This is a genomic window from Sulfurovum sp. UBA12169 (genome assembly GCA_002742845.1).
GTDB lineage: Bacteria > Campylobacterota > Campylobacteria > Campylobacterales > Sulfurovaceae > Sulfurovum.
This window is the reverse complement of record DLUH01000001.1, coordinates 280,906-301,330: the sequence shown is the minus strand read 5'-3', so window position 1 is coordinate 301,330 and position 20,425 is coordinate 280,906. Positions and strand designations below refer to the sequence as shown.

At 39.9% G+C, this 20,425-nt stretch carries 23 protein-coding genes; 11 read left to right on the top strand and 12 right to left on the bottom strand.

The features are described from left to right. Window position 1 precedes the first annotated feature (1 nt). Window positions 2–523, top strand: a complete 522-nt coding sequence (locus CFH81_01590; GenBank protein DAB41015.1) for a hypothetical protein — start codon at window positions 2–4, stop codon at window positions 521–523. An 87-nt stretch (window positions 524–610) separates the two neighbouring features. Here the strand turns inward: CFH81_01590 and CFH81_01585 are convergent, their stop codons facing one another. Together CFH81_01585 and CFH81_01580 are read right to left on the bottom strand one after the other, a co-directional pair. After that, a complete protein-coding gene (locus CFH81_01585) occupies window positions 611–1,108 on the bottom strand; it encodes a hypothetical protein (protein ID DAB41014.1) in 498 nt (165 codons plus the stop codon). A 99-nt stretch (window positions 1,109–1,207) separates the two neighbouring features. Further along, on the bottom strand, window positions 1,208–4,009 hold the full coding sequence (locus tag CFH81_01580) for a helicase (GenBank protein ID DAB41013.1): 2,802 nt from the start codon (window positions 4,007–4,009) through the stop codon (window positions 1,208–1,210). A gap of 211 nt (window positions 4,010–4,220) precedes the next feature. Between CFH81_01580 and CFH81_01575 the strand changes: the two genes are divergently transcribed. From CFH81_01575 to CFH81_01565, 3 genes are read left to right on the top strand one after another with little or no spacing between them, the layout of a single operon-like run. Next, entirely contained in the window at window positions 4,221–5,531 is a 1,311-nt protein-coding gene (locus tag CFH81_01575; GenBank protein ID DAB41012.1) for an ATP-dependent RNA helicase RhlE, read from the top strand. Continuing rightward, window positions 5,532–5,861, top strand: coding sequence for a hypothetical protein (locus CFH81_01570; protein DAB41011.1), 330 nt, complete (start codon window positions 5,532–5,534; stop codon window positions 5,859–5,861). Between the two features lie 18 nt (window positions 5,862–5,879). Further along, window positions 5,880–6,023 (top strand): entericidin EcnAB, encoded by a 144-nt coding sequence (locus tag CFH81_01565; GenBank protein ID DAB41010.1) that lies wholly within the window; start codon window positions 5,880–5,882, stop codon window positions 6,021–6,023. Window positions 6,024–6,089: 66 nt separating this feature from the next. Here CFH81_01565 and CFH81_01560 read toward each other — a convergent pair whose 3' ends face one another. After that, window positions 6,090–7,217 (bottom strand): type IV pili twitching motility protein PilT, encoded by a 1,128-nt coding sequence (locus tag CFH81_01560; GenBank protein DAB41413.1) that lies wholly within the window; start codon window positions 7,215–7,217, stop codon window positions 6,090–6,092. Window positions 7,218–8,031: 814 nt separating this feature from the next. Between CFH81_01560 and CFH81_01555 the strand changes: the two genes are divergently transcribed. After that, window positions 8,032–8,685: a TetR family transcriptional regulator gene (locus tag CFH81_01555; GenBank protein ID DAB41009.1), complete on the top strand. Its 654-nt coding sequence runs from the start codon at window positions 8,032–8,034 to the stop codon at window positions 8,683–8,685. A gap of 64 nt (window positions 8,686–8,749) precedes the next feature. After that, on the top strand, window positions 8,750–9,358 hold the full coding sequence (locus tag CFH81_01550) for an SAM-dependent methyltransferase (protein ID DAB41008.1): 609 nt from the start codon (window positions 8,750–8,752) through the stop codon (window positions 9,356–9,358). Window positions 9,359–9,415: 57 nt separating this feature from the next. Here CFH81_01550 and CFH81_01545 read toward each other — a convergent pair whose 3' ends face one another. Next, complete coding sequence (locus CFH81_01545; GenBank protein DAB41007.1) at window positions 9,416–9,997, bottom strand: hypothetical protein; 582 nt, start codon at window positions 9,995–9,997, stop codon at window positions 9,416–9,418. A 335-nt stretch (window positions 9,998–10,332) separates the two neighbouring features. After that, entirely contained in the window at window positions 10,333–10,827 is a 495-nt protein-coding gene (locus tag CFH81_01540; GenBank protein DAB41006.1) for a hypothetical protein, read from the bottom strand. A 144-nt stretch (window positions 10,828–10,971) separates the two neighbouring features. Between CFH81_01540 and CFH81_01535 the strand changes: the two genes are divergently transcribed. Continuing rightward, window positions 10,972–12,207: an aminoacetone oxidase family FAD-binding enzyme gene (locus tag CFH81_01535; GenBank protein ID DAB41005.1), complete on the top strand. Its 1,236-nt coding sequence runs from the start codon at window positions 10,972–10,974 to the stop codon at window positions 12,205–12,207. A gap of 18 nt (window positions 12,208–12,225) precedes the next feature. On the opposite strand, the gene proB is transcribed toward CFH81_01535, so the two are convergent. Beyond that, on the bottom strand, window positions 12,226–12,996 hold the full coding sequence (gene proB, locus CFH81_01530) for a glutamate 5-kinase (protein DAB41004.1): 771 nt from the start codon (window positions 12,994–12,996) through the stop codon (window positions 12,226–12,228). A 164-nt stretch (window positions 12,997–13,160) separates the two neighbouring features. On the opposite strand from proB, the gene CFH81_01525 reads away from it, so the two are divergent. Then, on the top strand, window positions 13,161–13,847 hold the full coding sequence (locus CFH81_01525) for a hypothetical protein (protein DAB41003.1): 687 nt from the start codon (window positions 13,161–13,163) through the stop codon (window positions 13,845–13,847). Between the two features lie 8 nt (window positions 13,848–13,855). Here CFH81_01525 and CFH81_01520 read toward each other — a convergent pair whose 3' ends face one another. From CFH81_01520 to CFH81_01510, 3 genes are read right to left on the bottom strand one after another with little or no spacing between them, the layout of a single operon-like run. Then, window positions 13,856–14,080, bottom strand: a complete 225-nt coding sequence (locus tag CFH81_01520) for a hypothetical protein (protein ID DAB41002.1) — start codon at window positions 14,078–14,080, stop codon at window positions 13,856–13,858. Next, window positions 14,077–14,289, bottom strand: coding sequence for a hypothetical protein (locus tag CFH81_01515; protein ID DAB41001.1), 213 nt, complete (start codon window positions 14,287–14,289; stop codon window positions 14,077–14,079). The genes CFH81_01520 and CFH81_01515 overlap by 4 nt, the downstream gene beginning before the upstream one ends. 1 nt (window position 14,290) lies before the next feature. After that, window positions 14,291–14,824 (bottom strand): molybdopterin adenylyltransferase, encoded by a 534-nt coding sequence (locus tag CFH81_01510; GenBank protein DAB41000.1) that lies wholly within the window; start codon window positions 14,822–14,824, stop codon window positions 14,291–14,293. Between the two features lie 144 nt (window positions 14,825–14,968). On the opposite strand from CFH81_01510, the gene CFH81_01505 reads away from it, so the two are divergent. Then, the gene (locus tag CFH81_01505; GenBank protein DAB40999.1) at window positions 14,969–16,183 is read left to right on the top strand and encodes a hypothetical protein; all 1,215 of its coding nucleotides are present in this window, start codon (window positions 14,969–14,971) and stop codon (window positions 16,181–16,183) included. Here CFH81_01505 and CFH81_01500 read toward each other — a convergent pair whose 3' ends face one another. Next, the gene (locus tag CFH81_01500; protein ID DAB40998.1) at window positions 16,184–16,654 is read right to left on the bottom strand and encodes a hypothetical protein; all 471 of its coding nucleotides are present in this window, start codon (window positions 16,652–16,654) and stop codon (window positions 16,184–16,186) included. It abuts the gene before it with no gap. A gap of 56 nt (window positions 16,655–16,710) precedes the next feature. On the opposite strand from CFH81_01500, the gene CFH81_01495 reads away from it, so the two are divergent. Next, window positions 16,711–18,114: a phospholipase gene (locus tag CFH81_01495; protein DAB40997.1), complete on the top strand. Its 1,404-nt coding sequence runs from the start codon at window positions 16,711–16,713 to the stop codon at window positions 18,112–18,114. Between the two features lie 8 nt (window positions 18,115–18,122). Continuing rightward, the gene (locus tag CFH81_01490; GenBank protein DAB40996.1) at window positions 18,123–18,854 is read left to right on the top strand and encodes a hypothetical protein; all 732 of its coding nucleotides are present in this window, start codon (window positions 18,123–18,125) and stop codon (window positions 18,852–18,854) included. 9 nt (window positions 18,855–18,863) lie between these two features. Here the strand turns inward: CFH81_01490 and CFH81_01485 are convergent, their stop codons facing one another. Next, window positions 18,864–19,676, bottom strand: coding sequence for a short-chain dehydrogenase (locus tag CFH81_01485; GenBank protein DAB40995.1), 813 nt, complete (start codon window positions 19,674–19,676; stop codon window positions 18,864–18,866). A gap of 5 nt (window positions 19,677–19,681) precedes the next feature. Continuing rightward, window positions 19,682–20,365 carry a 3-methyladenine DNA glycosylase gene (locus CFH81_01480; GenBank protein ID DAB40994.1) on the bottom strand — a complete coding sequence of 228 codons (684 nt, stop codon included), beginning with the start codon at window positions 20,363–20,365 and terminating at the stop codon, window positions 19,682–19,684. Between the last annotated feature and the right edge of the window lie 60 nt (window positions 20,366–20,425).

Below are 20,425 nucleotides of genomic sequence, written 5' to 3'. Positions count from 1 at the left end.
CATGAAATTTTTTAATGGGTTTTCGCTTCGCGGAGAGGAAAAATTTTTTGATGGTATTCTTATGGATACGGATATGTGCGTGGCGGGGTTCAGCTATGGTGCGCAAAAAGCACTTGAGTATGCTTTTGCATCTAAAGAGCGAATCGATAGACTAATCTTGATTTCACCCGCTTTTTTTCAAACGCAAAAACCCAGTTTCACTAAAGCGCAATTGCGATATTTTGAAATGGATAAAGAAGGATATATTGACCGATTTTTGCAAAATGCAGCTTATCCGAGTTGTACAGATTTGTATCCATATCTGCGGTCTGGAACCAAAGAAGAGCTTGAAACACTTTTGACCTATACGTGGGAAAAAGAGAAGTTCAGATCACTTCTGAACAAAGGGGTTACGGTAGAAATTTTTTTGGGAAACAAAGACAAGATTATAGATGCCGATGCAGCATTTTCATTTTTTTCGCCGCTTGCAAGTACTTATTTTATAAAGGATGCAGGACATTTGCTGAAAGATAAAGATTTGTAGATTGAAAAGAGATAAAAATAAACTTATAATAACTTCATTTTGCTAAAAGAAATTCCTATAGGCAAAGCGCCTATAGGAGAAGAAACCCTATCTTCTTCGATTATCGTAGTAATCTTCGCCACGATAGCCGTATTCACCTTTTCTTGCTTTATGGCGTTTATTTTTATGGTAACGGTATCCTTCATGATAATAGTGTCCATTGTGTAATTTGCGACCTTGATACAGATAGTATCCATTTTGGTAGGTTCCGCCCGTGTAGTACCTTCCATTGTAGTAATAGTATGGAGAAGCATATCTATTTACTTCACGATATCTGTGGTGATATTGCCCCCCATAGAATCTGCGCCCCTGATAGAGATAGTATCCATTTTGGTAAGTTCCGCCATAATAATACCTGTCATTATAATAATAATACGGTCTATCATAATATCGAGGACTGTCGTACGAACCTATAATTGTTCCTGCTACCGCCCCTACAGCAGCCCCTGAAGCAAATGCCTGCTCTTGAGGTGTGCACCCTGAAAAGAACAGCATACTAGAAATAACACCGATTGCACCTAAATGCTTTATATTAACTCTATTCATGATAACTCCTTTCTAAGTTATTTTATATAATAGCATAAAATTATCTATTTTGTGTAAAATGGATTAAAAAAATTAATAAAAATATATTTATTAATTTTTTTATCGTCCTTTCTTGCTTTTATAGTATTCACTTCCTCGTTTTCCTTGTGTGTGGCAACTGTCACAGATGGAAAAACGATAAGAAAAATCAAGCACTTTCCCGCAACGCCGGCATTTTTTTACAAAATGCCCTTTTCTTAGAGAATTTTCTATAAAAGTATTGAGCCGCCCTCTGGCATCTATGGCATTTTGTGTATCCAGAAAAAGATCCGGAAATTTAAAAGAAAGCCAAAGATAAAGTGAAATTTCTCTCACTCTGTCCTCGGCGTTTAGAAGCATATCGTTGGTTTGCGCAAAAGCCGGAAGGTCCCGAGGGGGGATATAAAGCACTTTGCTGCCTGCTTCAATTTGGCGAATGTAGCGATGCAGGACAGATTCGATATAGGGGGAAGAGATGCTTGCAGGGGCACAGGCGAGATAATAACGGGTACGTAAATCAAGATCATATTCGCTAACGATAGCCGCTATCTCAAGCATGGCATCAATATTGGCAGCGACAAAAGGTCCCTCAAACTCCATGTTGTCTGCAAAAAAGCTTAGGATATCCAAGAGATTATCTGTTTCCAATATCTCTCCTATAAGCATTACGTGCTCCAGGCTTGCCATGACAGAAACCGGAAGGCTGAGATTGGTCAGAGGACTATGAAAGGTCTTATCTATGGTGTAAAGAGTATTTTCGTCCAAAGCGCCCACATAGCCTTTCTCTTCAAAACCGTAGCGTCCTGCGCGTCCGGCAATTTGCAAGACTTCGGTTGGAAGCAGTTCACGACGACGTAATCCGTCAAATTTATTATCTTTTGCAAACAAAATTGTTTTAATGGGAAGATTAAGTCCCATAGCAATGGCATCAGTAGCAACCAGAATATCACTTTCTCCCTCCCTGAAGCGTCGTGCCTCTTCGCGTCTGACTTCGGGAGAAAGGTTTCCGTAAACTACCGAAACACGATAGCGATCGCTGAGTTGCTGCTTGAGAGAAAGCACTTCCCGTCTTGAAAATGCCACAATAGCAGTTTGTTTCTCTATTTTTCGTACAGAAACCGGACGATCCATCATTGTCAGTTCATTTTTTCTTTCAAATTCGATTACCTCAAGTTCTTCTTGCAGGTATAGGCAAAGCTCCTTGACAGCGCTTAATGCATCGATTGATCCTGTGAGTATCACTGTTTTGGCCGGTACGCCTATGAGTGCATTTGCCCAAGCCCATCCTCTGTCACGATCAGCAATCATCTGGATTTCATCTATGACGCACACATCGACATCGACTGAGATATTCATCATCTCAATAGTAGAGCTGATGTGTGTAGACTCCTCATCGATAATCTCCTCCTCTCCTGTGATCAGAGATACGTGCACACCATTATTTTTGAGGTTTTCATATCCTTCTAGCGCCAATAAGCGCAACGGCGCAAGATAATAACCTGTTGTTGCGGCTTCAAGCGCTTTAAGCGCCGCATACGTTTTTCCGCTATTGGTTGGTCCTACATGAAAAATGATTTTTCGTTTAAGCCCTCTGGCTAATGGAAAAAGATTTTTAAAATCACGAATGGTTTTAGCAAGCAGCTCTTCTCTTTTTTGTTTAGCCAAAAGCGGTTTAATATATTCCGTAAAATGAAACAGGATGCGTCGCTTCATCTTCTCTTTGAATTTTAAAGTGCGCGAAGCACGTATTTGAGGTTCTATGAAGCGAATAATAAATTCATGAAATACCTCTTCACTCATAGTGAGTTTTTCACAAAGCAAATGCATTTCATCGTAGACTTCGTCTACTCCAACTCTAAAATGCGCAAGAAGTTCATCATTCACATGGTTGATATCATCTTTTACGGGGAGTTCTTTACCTTGCCAAATAAGACTGTAAAAAAAAGGTTTTTCATACGATACGGAAGTATTGTAATACAAAAGAGTACCAAAGAGATCATAATGTTTTTCTTTTTCGATAATGATATGATCGGTGCTTTCGAATACATGGTATTTCTCACTAATATTTGTTAATATATTTTCAATAGTCTCATAAGAAAGAGGCGCATGGTAAAGCAGGGATTCCGGCGGCATTTTTTTGAGTGCTTGAACTATTTCTTGTTCGTTCAAATAATGATGTTTTGCTTTGATGATCCTATCTAAAAAGATAGTGATCTCGTTTATTTTTTGAGCAATAGTTTCTTCTTTTATGTTTTTTAGCCGAGCGATAATTTCGTCATCATTTTTTTGCCACCATTCATCCATCGGCAGGGGGGGCGTCGCACAAAGCAATAATTTATTGAAGTCAAAATCATGCATTGCAAAAGTAAAACCATGATAAAAGGTCATCTCATTGAGTGTATTGAACTCAATATCTAACGCCTTTTCAAATTTTTTGAGTCTCGTTTGTATGCGTAAATAGCCAAGCTTGTTGAGTACTTTTTCTTCGGTGATCTTAGAATTTTTCGTATCTATAAAAGATTCAATAAGTAAGTTTTCTTCATGTTTTGTATGTTTTACATTGTCGAGTATTTGAAGAATGGTTTCTACTTTATCCAGGGGTCTATTGATGTCTCCGCTGTATGGTACGGCTTTATAGTTTTGAGTAAGATGGGATACAATTATCTCGCGCACACCAGCCCCTTCCTCGCTCCAGATGCGTCTTAAAACGCGAACCATCTCATCTTTTGTGAAATGCGGAAGTCTCACTTCAAGGATCATCATGAGTTCGATAAGTTTATCCTCGTCTAGTGTAGCAATTCCTTCATCAAAGGGAAGTCCATCGAAATAATTTCTTATCTTGTTATTTAATTTTATGAGGTATTTTTTCTTTTTCTTTGCCATTTGTAAGTTTCAATTTAATTTTCATAAGTATAGCATGATTTAAGACGAGATACGGCGGTGTGAGAATATCCCGTATTATTACGCTATAATGTTATTCTATTTAAGCGTATATCGGTCAATGACTTAAATTTTGCAAAAAACATACTAACTAAGCCTAAGACCGACCTATACACTCTATATGGTAGGCTCGTTCAAAAGGTACAATAAAATTATGTCATTTACAAATCTAGGATTATCAGAGCCTCTTCTCAGAGCAATTAAGGAGCAGGGGTATACTATGCCCACGCCCATACAGCAACAGGCCATTCCGGTAGTGATACAAAAAAAAGATGTTTTAGCTGCGGCTCAAACAGGCACAGGAAAGACGGCGGGATTTACATTGCCTTTGCTCGAAAGGCTCAAGCAAAATAATCCAAATATGAATAAATATCAAATACGTGCTTTGGTTTTAACCCCCACGCGCGAACTTGCTGCGCAAGTGGCTCAGAGTATAAAAGTGTACGGAAAATATATGCCTTATACTTCTGCGGTTGTTTTTGGAGGTGTAGGAATCAGTCCGCAACTCGCAGCCATTCGCAAAGGAGTCGATATAGTTATCGCTACACCGGGCAGACTGCTTGATATCGTTGGCCAAAAAGGTATAGATTTTTCAAAGTTGGAATGTCTTATTTTGGATGAAGCGGACCGCATGCTTGATATGGGTTTTATACACGATATTAAAAAACTAATGAAACTTATGCCGCAAAAAAAACAAACTTTGCTTTTTTCTGCAACTTTTTCCCCTGAGATTAAAACGCTCGCATCAGGATTGCTCAATGATCCTGTGCTTGTAGAGGTGGCGCGTGAAAATACCACTGCAGAGCAGATATCACAGGTAGTGCATTATGTTGATAAGACGCGAAAAAAAGAGTTATTGTCACAGTTGATAAAAACGAAAAATTGGCAGCAGGTTTTGGTGTTTACGCGCACGAAACATGGGGCCAACCGTTTGACTTCGCAGCTCGAAGAATCCGGCGTTCTTGCTGCAGCTATACACGGCAACAAGAGCCAAGGAGCAAGAACCAAAGCGCTGGCGGATTTTAAGGATAAAAAAATAAGAGTGCTTGTAGCTACAGATATTGCTGCAAGGGGTATCGATATAGATCAGCTTCCCCATGTGGTCAATTATGAGCTTCCGAATGTGCCTGAAGACTATGTGCACCGTATCGGCAGAACAGGGCGTGCAGGAAAAGAGGGTGAAGCGGTTTCTTTGGTTTGCATAGACGAACATAAGCTTCTTGCGGATATTGAAAAATTTATTAAATCGCCCATTAAAAAGGTGGAAATTCCTGCTTTTGCTCCAGATCCAAGCATCAAAGCCGAGCCTATTCAAAACGGAAGAGGTGGAGGACGCAGCAATCAAAGAAGCGCTTCTAAAAAAAATAGCAATGGCGGAGGAGAAGCATCCTCTCAACGTCCAAGATCATCACGCGGACCATCGGCCGCAAACACTACTGCTCGCCAAAGATCAAAGGTAAAATAAATGAAAAAAATTTTTAAATTACAAGATGAAAAAAAACATGCAGACCGTGTGCTTGAAGCAATAAAGCATGAGATACGCAAATATGCAAAACGCGAATCCAAAAAGAAGCTGCCTGAGAGCGCATCAATGTATTGGGATTTTGATTGCCGTATCGGACAGGATTTTCCAAGTTCTCAAGTGATAAAATTCGAAGAACTCACCAAGGTTCTAGACAACGCTAAGGAGTCCGGATGGACCGAATGCTATGTTGAGATACTTGCAAGGGCTGCGAACAAGCCTTTAAAAACACCAAAACCGGTGCCGGAAGAATTAGAATCTAAAGAGTCATAGAAAAAAAGGACAGGCAACTTGAAAAAGAGATTCATATGGATTGCAGTAGGGGTAATAGGATTTTTTATGAATGGATGTGCCACGTGGAGCGGCATTAAGTACGATTCAAGCAAAGCCTGGAAAAGCACCAAAAAAGCGGTTCATGACGTGACGTCAGACTGATGATAGGATGTTATTTAGGAAATATTTAGAGAAATTTACTCTCTAAATACTGCAAAAGAGATCTGTTTATCTGCCGCGTTTTAATTTAATTTCTTCATATTCCGGACTGAGAGTAAACATCAATTTCAGATCTGATGGGCTTGAAGCGTATTGGTAGGCTTGTTCTTCTGTGATTTTTCCTGCCAACGTGAGATCAAATAAGGCTTGATTGAAGGTGATGGAATGAAACATCTTGTGTTCCTTGGTTAACGCATCCGGAATTTCATTATCTCTTTTGGTGCGGATAAGTTCTTGAATAAGAGGGCTTTTGAACATCATTTCAACCGCAGGCACCATTGCGCCTGAAACCCCTCTGATAAGACGCTGCGAGATAACGGCGGCAATAGTAGAAGCAAGTGTTGCGCGTACACGGTTTTGTTCTTCGCTCGGGAAGATGGCTATCATTCTATCTATGGTTTCTCGCGCGTCTAGGGTATGCACGGTCGAAAAGACCAGATGTCCCGTATTGACCGCCTGCAGAATACTCTCGGCTGTTGCGATGTCACGGATTTCCCCCACAACGATAATGTCCGGGTCTTCCCGCATGGCGGCACGCAAAGCCAAGGCAAAACTATTGGTATGATTTCCCAACTCCCGTTGTTCAATAATACATTTTTTATCACGATGCACATACTCTATAGGGTCTTCAATGGTAATAATATGGTGATAATAATTTTCATTAATTTCTTCAATAATACTGGAAAGAGTAGTTGATTTGCCACTCCCGGTCGTACCCGTAACAAGAACAAGTCCCCGCCTAAGATGCGTTAGATTCCGCAAAGCTACTGGCAGATTCAAAGCTTCAATATTTTTAATATTTTGTGGAATAAGACGCAAGGCAATAGAGTAACCATTAAGGTGCATATAGATATTTACACGAAAACGAAAATCGTCATTGAAAGTATAAAGACCGTCAAATTCTTTGGTTTCTTTGAAATTTAAATATTTGTCTTTCATCAGTTTTTGAACCAATTTTTCCATCATTTCATGCGAGACAATTTCGCGGGACAGAAGAGAAATATCACTTTTTATACGCGCATGTATAGGACTGTTGCTCTTAAGATGCAAATCCGCGCCTTCCGCTTCAATTAACATTCTTAACCAACTATTCAATTTTTCTATAGGTTCCGTAGAACTTTCGTTGTTTAAAATCATAGCCATAAACCTCCCGCCTAAATTTTTTATATTTTACTATTTATTCAAATTAAAAACAAATGAATTGATTAATAGAAAAAGAGACTTAGATTGAAGCTGCTTTTTTGCATTAAATCTATAATACTATATTTTGATTAACATAATATAAATTCTATCAAAAAAGTAAGTCCTCCACAAGCACACCATTTAAAACAATGACATAGGCAGCTATAAAATATTAATTCAATATGTATGCCATAATTTTTTTACAAATAATGGAATTTTTTATTACTACCAGCCCCTATAAGTTTGTAACCGTTTTTTGGCAGTTAAATTTAAATATCCGTTTGTTGTAATGTACGGCTAATTTAGTATACTAAAATTTATATTTTTTGATATTCAATTTACACAAAATAAAGCCCGAATATAGTCAGAACACACTGCGAAATTTATTTTCAGTGTCAAACAACTACTTATTTCATTTATCGGTGTATATATCAATGATGTTAATATTATTTAATTTAAATCTTGCAACAAATACAACTTCAAGCGACGTATATTTTTTACACCGACAGCAACATGCAATCCTTGCTTCATACCCATTTCCCATAAGATTCTACAAGACTATCCCTGCGGTACGGCCTCGGAAGGATTTAAATGAACAGTTGTTAATAAAACTATGAAGCCGAGTATATTCGTTGTGAACAGTTGTTCACAACGAATATAATGCAAAGATTTTTAAATGAACAATTGTTCTTATTAATTTACTTCATAGGCTTGACAAATGAACAATTGTTCACTATAATTCATTACAATATATCAGAAGGAGCCTAGAATGCACGATGAGAGCGCTATTCCCCTCCCTTCAAAGGGCAGCAAAACCAAAGACAAAATATTGAAAACATCGCTTAAACTCTTTTCAAGCAAAGGTTATACGGCTACTACCGTCAGGGATATAGCCGGTGCAATGGGTATAAAGCAAAGCGCCCTGTATAATCACTTTAAAAACAAAGATGAAATACTTGAAACACTCATTAGTGACCTAACCTCCTCAGCAATAGTGACCATATTTGCCGATAAAGAGTCTCAGGAGCTTTATAAACAAGGAAAGTCAGTACTGATGTCTATCGCCACTATTTTTAAGCTTTTAAGCTTTGATGGGCAAAATGAAGCTTTATTTAAACTGCTTATGCAGGAGATTTATCGCAATGAACGTATTCGCGAAATCTATAATGAATATTTTTACCAGGAAAACGTCAAAAAACTTTCAGGACTTTTTTTTATGATGATGCAAAATGAAATGATCAGGTCCTCGGATCCTCTTTTGCTTGCAAATGAATTTTTTTCACCGCTTTTTTTCTATCAAATGCAAGTTTCTTTGCTAAAATTAGACAAAAAATCGACCTCGTCGATTGTTTCATTATTTGAAAAACATGTGGATTATTTTTGGGATTCAATAAAAATAGAAAAACAAACCACTCTTTTTTAAGATATACTAAAAAATATCAGAAACAATACGAAGAAGTATATTAATAAATATAAAGGAATATTTTATGGAAAACAAAATAGACTATTTTGAATCCAAATCAAAGTCATGGGATATGAATAGCAGTCGTGTTCAAAATGCAAAAAGTATTGCTGAACTTATAGTAAAAAATATAAATCTTTCTAAAAATATGGAAATTATGGATTTTGGTGCAGGTACCGGACTTTTGAGTTATTTTATCGCACCTTATGTTGCTAAGATAGTTGCCCTGGATAATTCCCCTTCTATGTTGAAAAAATTTAAAGAAAAGCGTACTGAATTTGCTTGTGCTACAGAAGTGCTTGAAGAGGATTTGCATGAAATATATCCTGAAAGAAAATTTGATGGTATTGTCTCTTCTATGACAATGCATCACATTGAAAATATTGATACCCTGCTCTTTGGTTTCTATCAGGCGTTGCATCATGATGGATTTATCGCTCTTGCCGATTTGGATAAAGAGGATGGCAGTTTTCATAGTAGCAATACAGGAGTGTTTCATTATGGGTTCGATAGAGAGATGCTTAGAGAAATGGCGCTGAAGGTAGGTTTTAGAGAGATATTTTTTGAGACGGCAAGCATCATTGAAAAACCGCATTGTAAATTTTCAGTTTTTTTAATGATAGCCAAAAAATAACAAATCAGGTAAAATCCGATTTGTTATTTGGTTTTAAAGATTCAAAGATACATATTTTTAGTGTTTTTTGATTTCGGATACGATAATGCCCCTAAGTGATCCCTCTGTAAAATTGATAGCCTGATCTTTTGGGTAATTGATTGAAAGAGATTTTGTGATTTCATTGCTTAAATCCTTTCCATGGCATTTTAGGCAAGCTGCTTCAGTAATGAGCGGCTTATAAATTCTTGTAGTGTCGCCATCTTGAATTATTTTGATATCGTCTGTCGGGGTAAAAGTTTTGTCTGCAATTTCTTTCTCATATGCTTGAATCACTTTTATATCGATGGCATCAGGCGCATTTTTTTCATTTCTGCTTTTAAGTGAAGCGCGTCTTACAGTCGCATAATTTGGTAGTTTTTTGTTGACCTCTTCAGTAATCTCTGTTGCCTTTGCTGTGCAAAAACCTAGAGCGCTCATTCCTGAAGGATCAGCTTCCATATGTGTTTGCAACTGAGTTTTGAGTACGCCGCCGAGCATTTTGATGTATTCAATACCCTCTTGCTTTACAGTTATTGGAGCTGTTGCATTTTGCTCACTCGCAAAAACAGAGGCCGAAAAAAGCACCGGAATTAATAGCGTTTTAAATTTCATTTTCATTTCCTTTCAAATTCTACATATATACATTATATTTTTTTTTGCTTAAGATTGGTTGGATATTTTGGCAGCAGTTAAAAATATATATGATTTGCCGGCAATAAAGGTATTGGATAATTTGAAATTTTTTGATATTCCCTTCCTAGCTTTGGGAGGGAGGGAGGGAGGACTTAAAATATTATAAATATTGAATGTCTTTTGCTAGGAAGGTAAAAGTATGATACTCTTTAATTGTGAAGCGAGTGTGAATTTTTATGAAATTTTAGTATCAAAATGATTTAAAATATACCCCCCCCATTTGTATGCGGGGAGTATAAGCAAGCGAGACTGCAAGGCAATCAATAAGTATTATTGCCGCCGCCTTTGTTCGGGTTTTGCATTTGCTGCGTTTGGTGTGCTTCAAGTTCATTGGGCGTAATGGTACCGTCTTTGTTGGTATCGATATCCTCAAACGCCGGAGCATTGCCCGCATTTCTTAGCATCTTGCCCTCTTCGGCAAGGTTGGTCATTCGCTTAGTGCGTCCTTCCTCAAACTCTTTTGGTGTAATCTTGCCGTCATTGTTAAGATCATACTCTGCAAATTGCGGTTGATTCATTCCGCGGTTTTGAGCCATGCCACCGCCTCGCATCATGCCGTTATTTGACTGCATATACGCTTGTCTTTCTTGGGGCGACATATTTTGCATGCGTTTTTGCATCTCTTGCTGGAAGGCAGATCTTTCTGCTAGCGGTACGTTCCCGCGCATCTTCATAAGCTGCTCAGTGCTCATTTGAGAAAAATCAGTTGCATATGCTGCACAAGCCAGTGCTGCTAGCATCATTAATTTTTTCATTTTTTTCTCCTTGCAATATTGAAATACCTTCTTTTTCTAAAGAAGGCTGAGATCATTATATCCAATGAATGTAAACGGTATGTGAATTTTTACTCTTGGCAAATTTTAGTTATGATGTTAAGGAAATATGGTTAAGGAATCAAAATGGCACAGTATGATCTCATCATCGTAGGATCTGGTGCAGCAGGCATGATGGCTGCGATCGTTGCATCTCGCAAGGGCAAACATGTCCTGCTTTTAGAAAAACTTTCCCAGATCGCCACTAAGCTCAAAGCCACAGGCGGAGGTCGCTGCAATCTGACAAATACACTTGATAAAGAAACGTTTATGGCGCATTTTGGACGGGACGGACGCTTTATGTCCCCTGCTTTGGAAGCATTTGACCATAAAGCATTGGTAACATTTTTTCGGCAGCTTGGTGTAGAGAGTCATGCTCCTGATGGATATAGGGTTTTTCCTGTGACACATAGCTCGTCTACCATTATCGATGCACTACAAAAAGAGATGGTGCAATCTGGCGTGGAGATACTTTGCTCTCAAAAAGTAGAGATCTTGGAGCATGATGGCGCCAAAGTGACCGGAGTGACTACACAAAGAGATACTTTCTATGCAAAAAATGTGGTACTCGCAACCGGCGGTAAAGGGTATCCGATGCTGGGGAGCGAAGGTGACGGCTTTGAGATAGCCAAGTCTGCAGGACACAGCATCACAGAGCTTTATCCTGCCATGATGCCGCTTAAAACAAAAGAGACATGGGTGAAAAATTGCAGAGCAGACACTGTTCCCAAGGTAGAAATGTTTGTTAATATTAAAAAATATACCCATCTGCGAGCCAAAGGTGATCTGATCTTTACAAAAGATGGCATTCGCGGTCCTGTGGTGTTAGATTTTTCTCGAGAGATTACTCCGCTATTAAGTAAGTTTCAAGAAGTGCCCTTGCTGATGAATCTTACCAAGGGTATGAATGAAGAGCAATTGCTGTTGCATTTTAAAACCAGGATAGCCAATGATCCCCACCATACTGCTTTACAAGTGATTCAAACCCTGCTTCCGGAGTCTGTTGCTTTAGAGCTATGCAAAATAGCAGAGGCTGATCCCTCTCTCACCTTTGGAAAACAGACCGGTGCGGTCAGGGATAAGCTCATCAAGCTTATGGCCTGGACTCCCCTCACTGTCAGTGGACACGACGGTTTTAAAATGGCGATGATTACTCGAGGAGGTATCAGTCTCAAGGAGATAGACCCCTATACTATGCAAAGCAAAAAACTTAATGGTCTTTATTTTTGCGGAGAGATCGTAAATCTTGACGGCCCGTGCGGGGGCTATAATCTCCAGTGGTCTTTTTCAAGCGGTGCTTTGGCCGGCGAATCGGCCAAATAGCCTAATCTGTTTGCCTGATTATTTTTTCTCGCTCGCGGTAAAAAGTGTTCCCAGCGTTTGCTTGTGGTTTAATAGGTAGGATTCTGCTGCAGATAAATCAAAGCCGCTGCATAGAAACATTTGTCTATGGTGCCTCATCATGTAGTGGGCAGCTTTAAGCTTGGTGACAATCCCGCCTGTTGCAAACTCATTATTGGGTGTTACTTCATCTAAAAGTGCATTTTCAGGAAGTTTTTGAACCAATGGATAGATTTTTGCATCATTGTTTTCTTTTGGATTTTTATCATAATATCCATCAATATCGCTTAGTATGACCAGTAAATTTGCATCCACAGCGTGAGCAACATTGGCCGAGAGCTGATCATTGTCTCCAAAAAGCTGTTCGGGTGTTGAAGTGATATCGTTTTCATTGATGATCGGTAAAATATTGTTTGCCAATAGCGCATCAATAATTTCTTGAAACATTATGGTTCTTCTTCTTGAATCAAAATCATCTTCTGTTAAAAGAATTTGTGCAATATCGATGTCAAATATATCAAACTTCTTTTTGTAAGACGCCATCAAAATGGGCTGTCCGGTTGCTGCTAATGCTTTTTTGCCAATTTGCTTTTTTTTATCTAATTTAAGTGCAGAATATCCGGCTGCCACTGCCCCGGAGGTTACCAGAATCACGTCATATTTTATTTTAAGTTTTGCAATCAGTGAAACCAGATTGAGCATTCTTTCTTTTGCGATTTGGTTATCCTGTGTCAATACGGCACTGCCTACTTTGATAACAATTCGTTGCATATGACTCCTTTTTTCGCATGTATGTCCCAATTAAAATACCATAAGATTTTTAAACTGCCATAAAAAGCCTACTTAATATTTTGATATTGGACGGTATAAAATTTAAAATACTATTTTTTATAAATTATGATATGATTATCTTATGTAAGCAGAAAGGATACAACATGAAGATAAAAAAATTGCTGCTCCTAAGCGTAGTTGCTTTTGTGTCTTTGCAAGCCAGGGTCGGTTTTGAATATGATGGCATATCTGTAAAAATACCAAATGCCGCCACTCCGGGCAAAACCGTTGTTGTAAAACGAAATATCCCAAAAGAGTGCCTGAAAGTACCTATCACCAATGAAATGGTATGGACGGGAAATTATGCAAACCCTAACGTTCCGCAAGCTTGCAAATCTACCTATGTGCATACTACCGGCAAACTTACACCCATAAGGCTCGATGAGGACATCGAAACATACGGGGAGCTTGAAGTGCTTGCATTTATCAAAGAAATGCAGCAAAATGACAAGATGCTTTTAATTGATGCGCGCAATGATGAATGGTATGAGTATAGAACTATACCCGGTGCGGTCAACATGCCATACCCTTATTTTAAGGATCAGGATATTTTCAAAGAAGAGTTTGAGGAGATGCTGGACAGGCTTGGCGTCAAGATGCTAAAGAAAAATGAGTATGATTTTACACATGCCAAGGTGATAGCTGTTTTTTGCAACGGTCCTTGGTGCGCCCAATCCTCATGGATGATCAATGCACTTTTGGAGATTGATTATCCTCATGAAAATATCAAATGGTATCGCGGAGGTATGCAAGATTGGCTTGGCGCAGGCATGACGAGTACCCGCGAATAATTTATTTTTTAGAGAAAGAACATGCCTATGATGCCCAAAAGAAAAGGGAGCATGGCTAGCGTATAGATAATTTTTTGTGTTTTTGTTGCTTTGTAGACACTCCAAAAAAAGAGTCCAACCACCCCGATAAATCCTGCAAAAAAGAGATACCCTGTTGTGTCGTCGGGGGAAGCTGATTTGTTTTGGGCAAATATTAAGACGGGGATCAGCAGGAAAAAGAAAAGACCTTTCATTGTTTTTCGATCTCCTCTCTTCCAAGTTTTTCTACCATCTTTATGCTCTCAAGAGCGTTATTGAGTATTTTTTTGGTCGAGGTAAGCGGCTTCATTCTGAGATTTGTCTGCTTTTTGTCAAGTTTTTCATTGCTTAGTATTTGCATCACCTCTTTCTCCAGTTCCGCAATAATCTCATTCATTTTTGATTCTATAAAACTAATATTCATATTATTTTCCTGAAGGCCTAAAAATTTTTATGATCTCTTCATTTGCCTGCATGTAAGCTCCTCCGATAAGGTCGATACAATAAGGCACCGCAGGAAAAACCGCATCAAGGCACTCCCTGATAGATTTTGGTTTTCCCGGAAGATTGATAATGAGTGAGTTATTGCATATTCCGGCTGTTTGGCGGGAGAGAATGGCTGTGGGAACATACTGCAAACTGACTGCTCTCATCTGCTCTCCAAAACCAGGCAGCAGTTTTTGGCAGACATTTTCGGTTGCTTCCGTGGTTACATCGCGTTTGGCAGGCCCCGTTCCGCCGGTGGTAACGATAAGGTCGCATTTTTCGTCACATGAAAGTTCGATCAGCGTAGTTTCGATAAGGTTTTGTTCATCGGGTATGCATCTATAGATATATTCGCACTCGTTTAAAAGATAGGCTTTCATTGTCTCCATGATCGCTACACCCGAGGCATCTTCATAGATACCCTGACTTGCCCTGTCGCTTGTCGTTACTACGCCGATTTTGATTTTATCCATGCTCTCTCTTTTTTTTGATAATAAAATTATGGGGCAATTATAGCGAAAATGATTGAGTGTTCAACAATGATGCAATTGCATCATCTTTAAAATATTTTGAATTGTGTTAAAATATACTGCTAGATCATAGATAAAAGGCTTTGCATGATACAAAGGATCAAATACTATCTTTCAGAATACAATAAATCTCTTTTCCGTGTTAATCAAAAAGAGCTTTCCAGAACTTCAAAAATGCTGTTGGCGATATTTTTATTTACTATCTTTATTGTGATAGGATGGGGGTTGGAATGGCAGCTTAAGCAGGAAAAATCCCCTGCAAAAGCTTACGGAACCGCTTGCAAAGCGCTTATGAACAAAAAAGAGGATTTTAACGTCAGGGATTTTTCACGATTTGCCTATCGGCAAGAAATCTCTATGCAAGGGGATGACGGAGAGGATGCTTTCGGCGAAGATGCGGTATGCAAAAAGCTTGGTGTGCTATACCGTGCCGTATCAAACGATACGGCGTTTAGTGCCGATCAAAAAACATTAAGCGAAGTTCAAAAAAAACTTCAAGACACACAATACAAAATACAATCGCTCAAGGATTCGTACGGTGATTTGCTTTTGGAAAAAGTAGCGAAGCAGGAAAAGGCAAAATCAATTTTTTCTACCGATGTTGCCAAAATCAAAGAGGAGCTAGAAAAGCTCCAAAACAGTGAGCAGAAATACGAAGCATCTGTTTTGAAACTCAGCGATTTGAACCGATATCCTGCCTACACAGCCTTTATAGACTATTATAAGGCGCACAAAGAAGAGCTGAAGGAAGCTTATGAAAACAAAGTGCGCTATTTTTCCTTTAAACGAACGATGCAGGCTTTTGCCTTTTTGATCCCCGTGTGGCTGCTTTTTTATCTCGCGTATAAATTTATGTTGCGCCGCGAATATTACATCCTTTCTCATTTGACGCTGCATGTAGCCAATGTGGCAGCGGTCTACGGGCTTTTTTATCTCGTACTGTTCATCTATGACATTATCCCGGAGCTCTTTTTTCAAAAGATCATCGCTTTTTTTATGCAGCACAATATGGTCATCGTCTTAAACGTGCTGGCAATACTCTTTTTCGTTGTGCTGTTTGGGGTCATTATCTATCGCATCCAAAAAAACGATACTACCGGAGCCAAAAAACGCAAGCAAGAACTGCTCAATCTTAAAATGGGAAAATGCTCTGAGTGCGGATGTGTGATCGACGGCGAGTACTGCTTTGTGTGCGGTTTTCATCATACAACACCCTGTGCTGCGTGCCGTCAGCCGACCTTGCGCAAGGGCGAATTCTGCCGCCATTGCGGTGCGAAGATGCAAAGCGGCGATGCTGCGTAGCTATCTGGCGTCTATGACTCTCCACTCGCCTTTTCTGGCGCTTCCAAATCTTTGAAGTTTGTTTTCATTTTTGAGTTTAGCAAGCTGTTTTTCTACTGCTCTTGTTGAGATGCTCAATGTCTCGGCTATTTTGGCGATGGTAATTTTCGGATCTTGTTTTATCAGTTCCATTATTTTATCTTCCGTATTTACCGAACTTTTCACCGAACTCTCAATACTTTTTAAGATAACTTCCAGCATAAACTCCACAAACGGCGTACTTTCTCCCATATTTCCTGAAAGCTCCAGTACCTCATAATACTTCTCTTGATAATCTCTGACAATGCTTTCTGTCGGAATTGCCACAAAAGCTTTTTTCCAGCTATATAAAATCACACTTTGCCAAAGTCGCCCGATACGGCCGTTCCCGTCGCTAAACGGATGGATAAATTCAAACTCATAATGAAACACTCCACAACACCATCGCCTTATTGTTAAATTTTCTAAAAGCCTTTTTCAAAAAACTTTTTTAACGATATAATATTAGCATGAACCCCATAGCATATCTCACGCAGCATCCGGAAATAGTGTTATACCACGGCCTTTTGGCTCTCAGCGGGGTGGTGGCAGTTGGCGTACTGCTTCATCTGTTTTATCAAAGACGTTCTTCAAGCGCCATCGCAGCATGGCTGATGTTCATATTTATTTTGCCCTATGTTGCTTTTCCTTTGTACCTTATCATAGGCATACGAAAACGCAAAAACCGATACAAAAAAGAGTCCGTTCTGCCAAATAGCGCAAAAAAATCAAAACTCACTCCGGATGCCGCCGGTAACCCGTTGGGGAACGGCCCTTTGTATGATGCCGCTTTAAATGCCCGCATGGAGCTCTTCTTTGATGCGTCAGAAGCATACACCGCCCTCATGCATGCCATAGAGAATGCCAAAACATCGATCCATATCAGCATCTATATCCTTAAGTACGATACGATCGGCAAAAGCATTATAGGCATACTGACAAAAAAAGCCAAAGCGGGTGTGCAAGTCAAGCTTCTGATCGACTCTTTGGGTTCGGCACCCCTTTACCTGCTGCAATATAGGCTTAAAAAATTGAGAGATGCCGGTGCGGAAGTGGAATTTTTCATGCCGATATTTGAAATGCCTTTTAGAAACTATATCAACCTGAGAAATCATAGAAAAATATATATTTTCGATGACCAAATCGCGCTAAGCGGAGGCTCAAACATCTCCCGGGAGTACTTTGCCATCCCCAAAAGAAAAAGCGAATGGGAAGATATCATGTTTTTGATAGAGGGAGAATCGGTCGAGAGCTTTTTTGAGATATTCGCTTCAGACTGGCGCTATGCCTCGGATAAAAAACTTGCGTTCAATCCTCCAAAAGAAGTCAAAAAAGCGGACATCTATGCGCAAATCATACCTTCTGGCCCCGATATGCAAAGAGATACGCTTTATGAAACACTCCTTAGCGCCATATACGGCGCACAAGAGAAGATCTCTATCATCACACCCTACTTTATACCCAATGACTCGCTTGTGGAGGCCCTTATCATCGCAAGCCACAGAGGGGTGAATGTCACTCTTGTTACCCCAAAAGAAGCAGACCATGCCATCATCAATCTTGTGCGATGCTCTTATATGAGAGAACTTGAGGAAGCCGGGGCGAAGATCTATCTCTACGAAAAAGCCATGCTTCATGCAAAAGCAATTATTTTTGATGAGCGTAGTGCGATGTTGGGAAGCGTCAATTTTGACAACAGAAGCCTTTTTTTGAACTATGAGGTGGCGGCATTTGTCTATTCGGACAAGATCATCGCACAGATGCTCTCATGGACCCAAATGCTTATAAACAACTCCTCTGAGGGGACAAAAAAGGCAAGCGATGCAAGAAGAGTGTTTGAAAACCTTCTGCGCATTTTTGCGCCGCAACTTTAAGGAAAGAGATGTTTAAACCAAAGCGTTTTGATAAAATCCTAAAACACCAAGAGCTAAAATTGAGGGGTGAGTTTAGCGTGCTTTGCTGGAATGTGGCCAAGCTGACGCAAAAGAGCCTTTACAAAGAGTTTATAGACAAACTTATAAGGGAGCATGACTTTGATCTGCTGCTTTTTCAGGAAGTCAAAAAAAATCTCTCTTTGGAAATGGAACTTCATGACTACTCATACATTCTTTCTCCAAATATCCAGACAGGAAAGCATATTTACGGCGTGCTAAGCGCGTTTAGGTCCTCCTGCCATGAAGATGTCTGCCTTCTTAGCAAAAAGCGCGAGCTTAGGTATGCGACGCATAAAGTGTCGCTGATCACCCACCATATACTCCCTGATGAGAGAAGGCTTCTCGTGGTCAATCTCCATGCTATCAATTTCGTGCACAATAAAGATTTCAAATGTGAGCTTGACTATATCTTCGATACCATCCAAAACCACCGCGGCGCAATGATCGTAGCGGGAGATTTCAATACATGGAACAGGCAAAGGGTGGAGTATCTAGCCGAGTTTGCAAAAAAACTATCGCTGCAGATGGTAACGTTTGACGATGAGTCAAATATAAAAAAGGTTTTCTCGAATTCGATAGATTATATATTTTACAGAGAGCTAAATCTCACCTTCTCTGAGGCCATAGATAGCAAAAAGATATCCGACCACAACCCCATCATTGCTAAATTTAGCCTGTAGTTTAGAACTCTACAGCCTTATGAGTATCTTATCAAGCAGCGAAGTGCTGAGCATTCTTTTGAGATAGCCCAAAAGATACGTAGCTTTGGTGATATAGTATCTGGGCTTTGGTTTTTTGGAAAGCATGATGCGGTGTACCACGATGGCTACCGATCCGGCTGTTTCGCTAAACGGTACTCTTTTTTGGGTGCCTTCAAGGCTTTGCTTGTATCGTTCGGCAAATACGGAGTGTTCGGTATCTACGTTTTCTTGTAATTTTTTGACCGCATTGGTGCGAAATCGGCTGGTAATGGAGCCGGTGTTGAGCAGTACCGGGTAGATGTTTGTGTCTTTGAGTTCCAAACGAAGAGTATCCGTGAGCCCTTCGATAGCGTATTTGCTTGCGTTGTAAGCTCCCCTGCCAAAAAGCGAGATAAGCCCCAGTACGGAACTGTGCTGAATGATCTTGCCGTATCCTTGTTTTCGCATAACGGGGATAAGCTGTCTGGTGCATTCGTGCAGGCCAAACACGTTAGTTTCAAACTGGGCTTTAAGCACATTCGTTTCGATATCTTCAAGTGCACCGGGCTGTCCGAAACCTGCATTGTTAAACCATGCGTCTATCGTACCTTCTTTTTCAAGTACCGCAGCGATCACGGCGCTGATCTGTTCAGGGTTTGTGACGTCAAGCTGCATCGCCTCTTCAAATCCGAGCGCTTTGAGTTTTTCTACATCTTGAGGGTTTCTTGCCGTGGGATAGACTTTAAAGAACCGCTCCCTAAGGTACAAAGCTGTTTCAAGCCCTATGCCGCTGCTGCATCCGGTGATAACGATATTTGCCATAAAAATTATTCCTTTGTGTCCATATGGGCTGCGAGTGTGCCTACGGCTACATTTTTGCCCCGAATATGCTCTTTGGCAAACTCTACAATCTTTCCGTGAAAGCGTGCAAAGATGACATGTGCGGAGACAGGCGAAGGATAAAGCCGGGCTATTTTATCAAAATGTGTTTCGATCCCCTCTTGCATCCATTCTTGCAGCTGCGTATAGTCATCAAACGTGTATCCCAGCGCATCGAGCAGTCTTTGCGTATAGCTGTCAACGACAAAAACCTCACGTTTGCATGCATAACAAAGGATAGAGTCCGCGCTCTCCATCCCTATGCCTTTTTGTGAAAGCAGCCACTCCCGGCTTACCTCCTCCTTGAATACTTCAAAAGTACCGAAATTTTCTAAAATATTTCTGCAAAGCTGTTGAAGTCTTGTTGCTTTGGTATTATAAAAACCGCTAGGTTTAATAAGCGAGGTGATTTGTTTAATATCCCCGGCGCTTAGTGCTTCGATCGAACAAAGCCCCTGCTCTTTGAGCTGCGCAAGAGACATCTCTACCTTTTCCCACTTTGTCTGTTGTGTAAGTATCGCACCAATGATAACCTCTTCCGTACCGCTATGCGGCCACCAAAGAGGATCCCTTGCCGCATGAAGATATCCCATTTTTTTAAGCGCACAGAATAGATCGTAACTGCTTTGCACAAAAAACCTTTATTTTTTTGCAAGTATATCAAAATTGCAATTTTATCGAGAAATCAAATC

Bases quoted from the DNA above. Each gene is read 5' to 3' on its own strand.
- CFH81_01590 (DAB41015.1), top strand. From the start codon at position 2: ATGAAATTTTTTAATGGGTTTTCGCTTCGCGGAGAGGAAAAATTTTTT.
- CFH81_01585 (DAB41014.1), bottom strand. From the start codon at position 1,108: ATGAATAGAGTTAATATAAAGCATTTAGGTGCAATCGGTGTTATTTCT.
- CFH81_01580 (DAB41013.1), bottom strand. From the start codon at position 4,009: ATGGCAAAGAAAAAGAAAAAATACCTCATAAAATTAAATAACAAGATA.
- CFH81_01575 (DAB41012.1), top strand. From the start codon at position 4,221: ATGTCATTTACAAATCTAGGATTATCAGAGCCTCTTCTCAGAGCAATT.
- CFH81_01570 (DAB41011.1), top strand. From the start codon at position 5,532: ATGAAAAAAATTTTTAAATTACAAGATGAAAAAAAACATGCAGACCGT.
- CFH81_01560 (DAB41413.1), bottom strand. From the start codon at position 7,217: ATGATTTTAAACAACGAAAGTTCTACGGAACCTATAGAAAAATTGAAT.
- CFH81_01555 (DAB41009.1), top strand. From the start codon at position 8,032: ATGCACGATGAGAGCGCTATTCCCCTCCCTTCAAAGGGCAGCAAAACC.
- CFH81_01550 (DAB41008.1), top strand. From the start codon at position 8,750: ATGGAAAACAAAATAGACTATTTTGAATCCAAATCAAAGTCATGGGAT.
- CFH81_01545 (DAB41007.1), bottom strand. From the start codon at position 9,997: ATGAAAATGAAATTTAAAACGCTATTAATTCCGGTGCTTTTTTCGGCC.
- CFH81_01540 (DAB41006.1), bottom strand. From the start codon at position 10,827: ATGAAAAAATTAATGATGCTAGCAGCACTGGCTTGTGCAGCATATGCA.
- CFH81_01535 (DAB41005.1), top strand. From the start codon at position 10,972: ATGGCACAGTATGATCTCATCATCGTAGGATCTGGTGCAGCAGGCATG.
- proB (DAB41004.1), bottom strand. From the start codon at position 12,996: ATGCAACGAATTGTTATCAAAGTAGGCAGTGCCGTATTGACACAGGAT.
- CFH81_01525 (DAB41003.1), top strand. From the start codon at position 13,161: ATGAAGATAAAAAAATTGCTGCTCCTAAGCGTAGTTGCTTTTGTGTCT.
- CFH81_01520 (DAB41002.1), bottom strand. From the start codon at position 14,080: ATGAAAGGTCTTTTCTTTTTCCTGCTGATCCCCGTCTTAATATTTGCC.
- CFH81_01515 (DAB41001.1), bottom strand. From the start codon at position 14,289: ATGAATATTAGTTTTATAGAATCAAAAATGAATGAGATTATTGCGGAA.
- CFH81_01510 (DAB41000.1), bottom strand. From the start codon at position 14,824: ATGGATAAAATCAAAATCGGCGTAGTAACGACAAGCGACAGGGCAAGT.
- CFH81_01505 (DAB40999.1), top strand. From the start codon at position 14,969: ATGATACAAAGGATCAAATACTATCTTTCAGAATACAATAAATCTCTT.
- CFH81_01495 (DAB40997.1), top strand. From the start codon at position 16,711: ATGAACCCCATAGCATATCTCACGCAGCATCCGGAAATAGTGTTATAC.
- CFH81_01490 (DAB40996.1), top strand. From the start codon at position 18,123: ATGTTTAAACCAAAGCGTTTTGATAAAATCCTAAAACACCAAGAGCTA.
- CFH81_01485 (DAB40995.1), bottom strand. From the start codon at position 19,676: ATGGCAAATATCGTTATCACCGGATGCAGCAGCGGCATAGGGCTTGAA.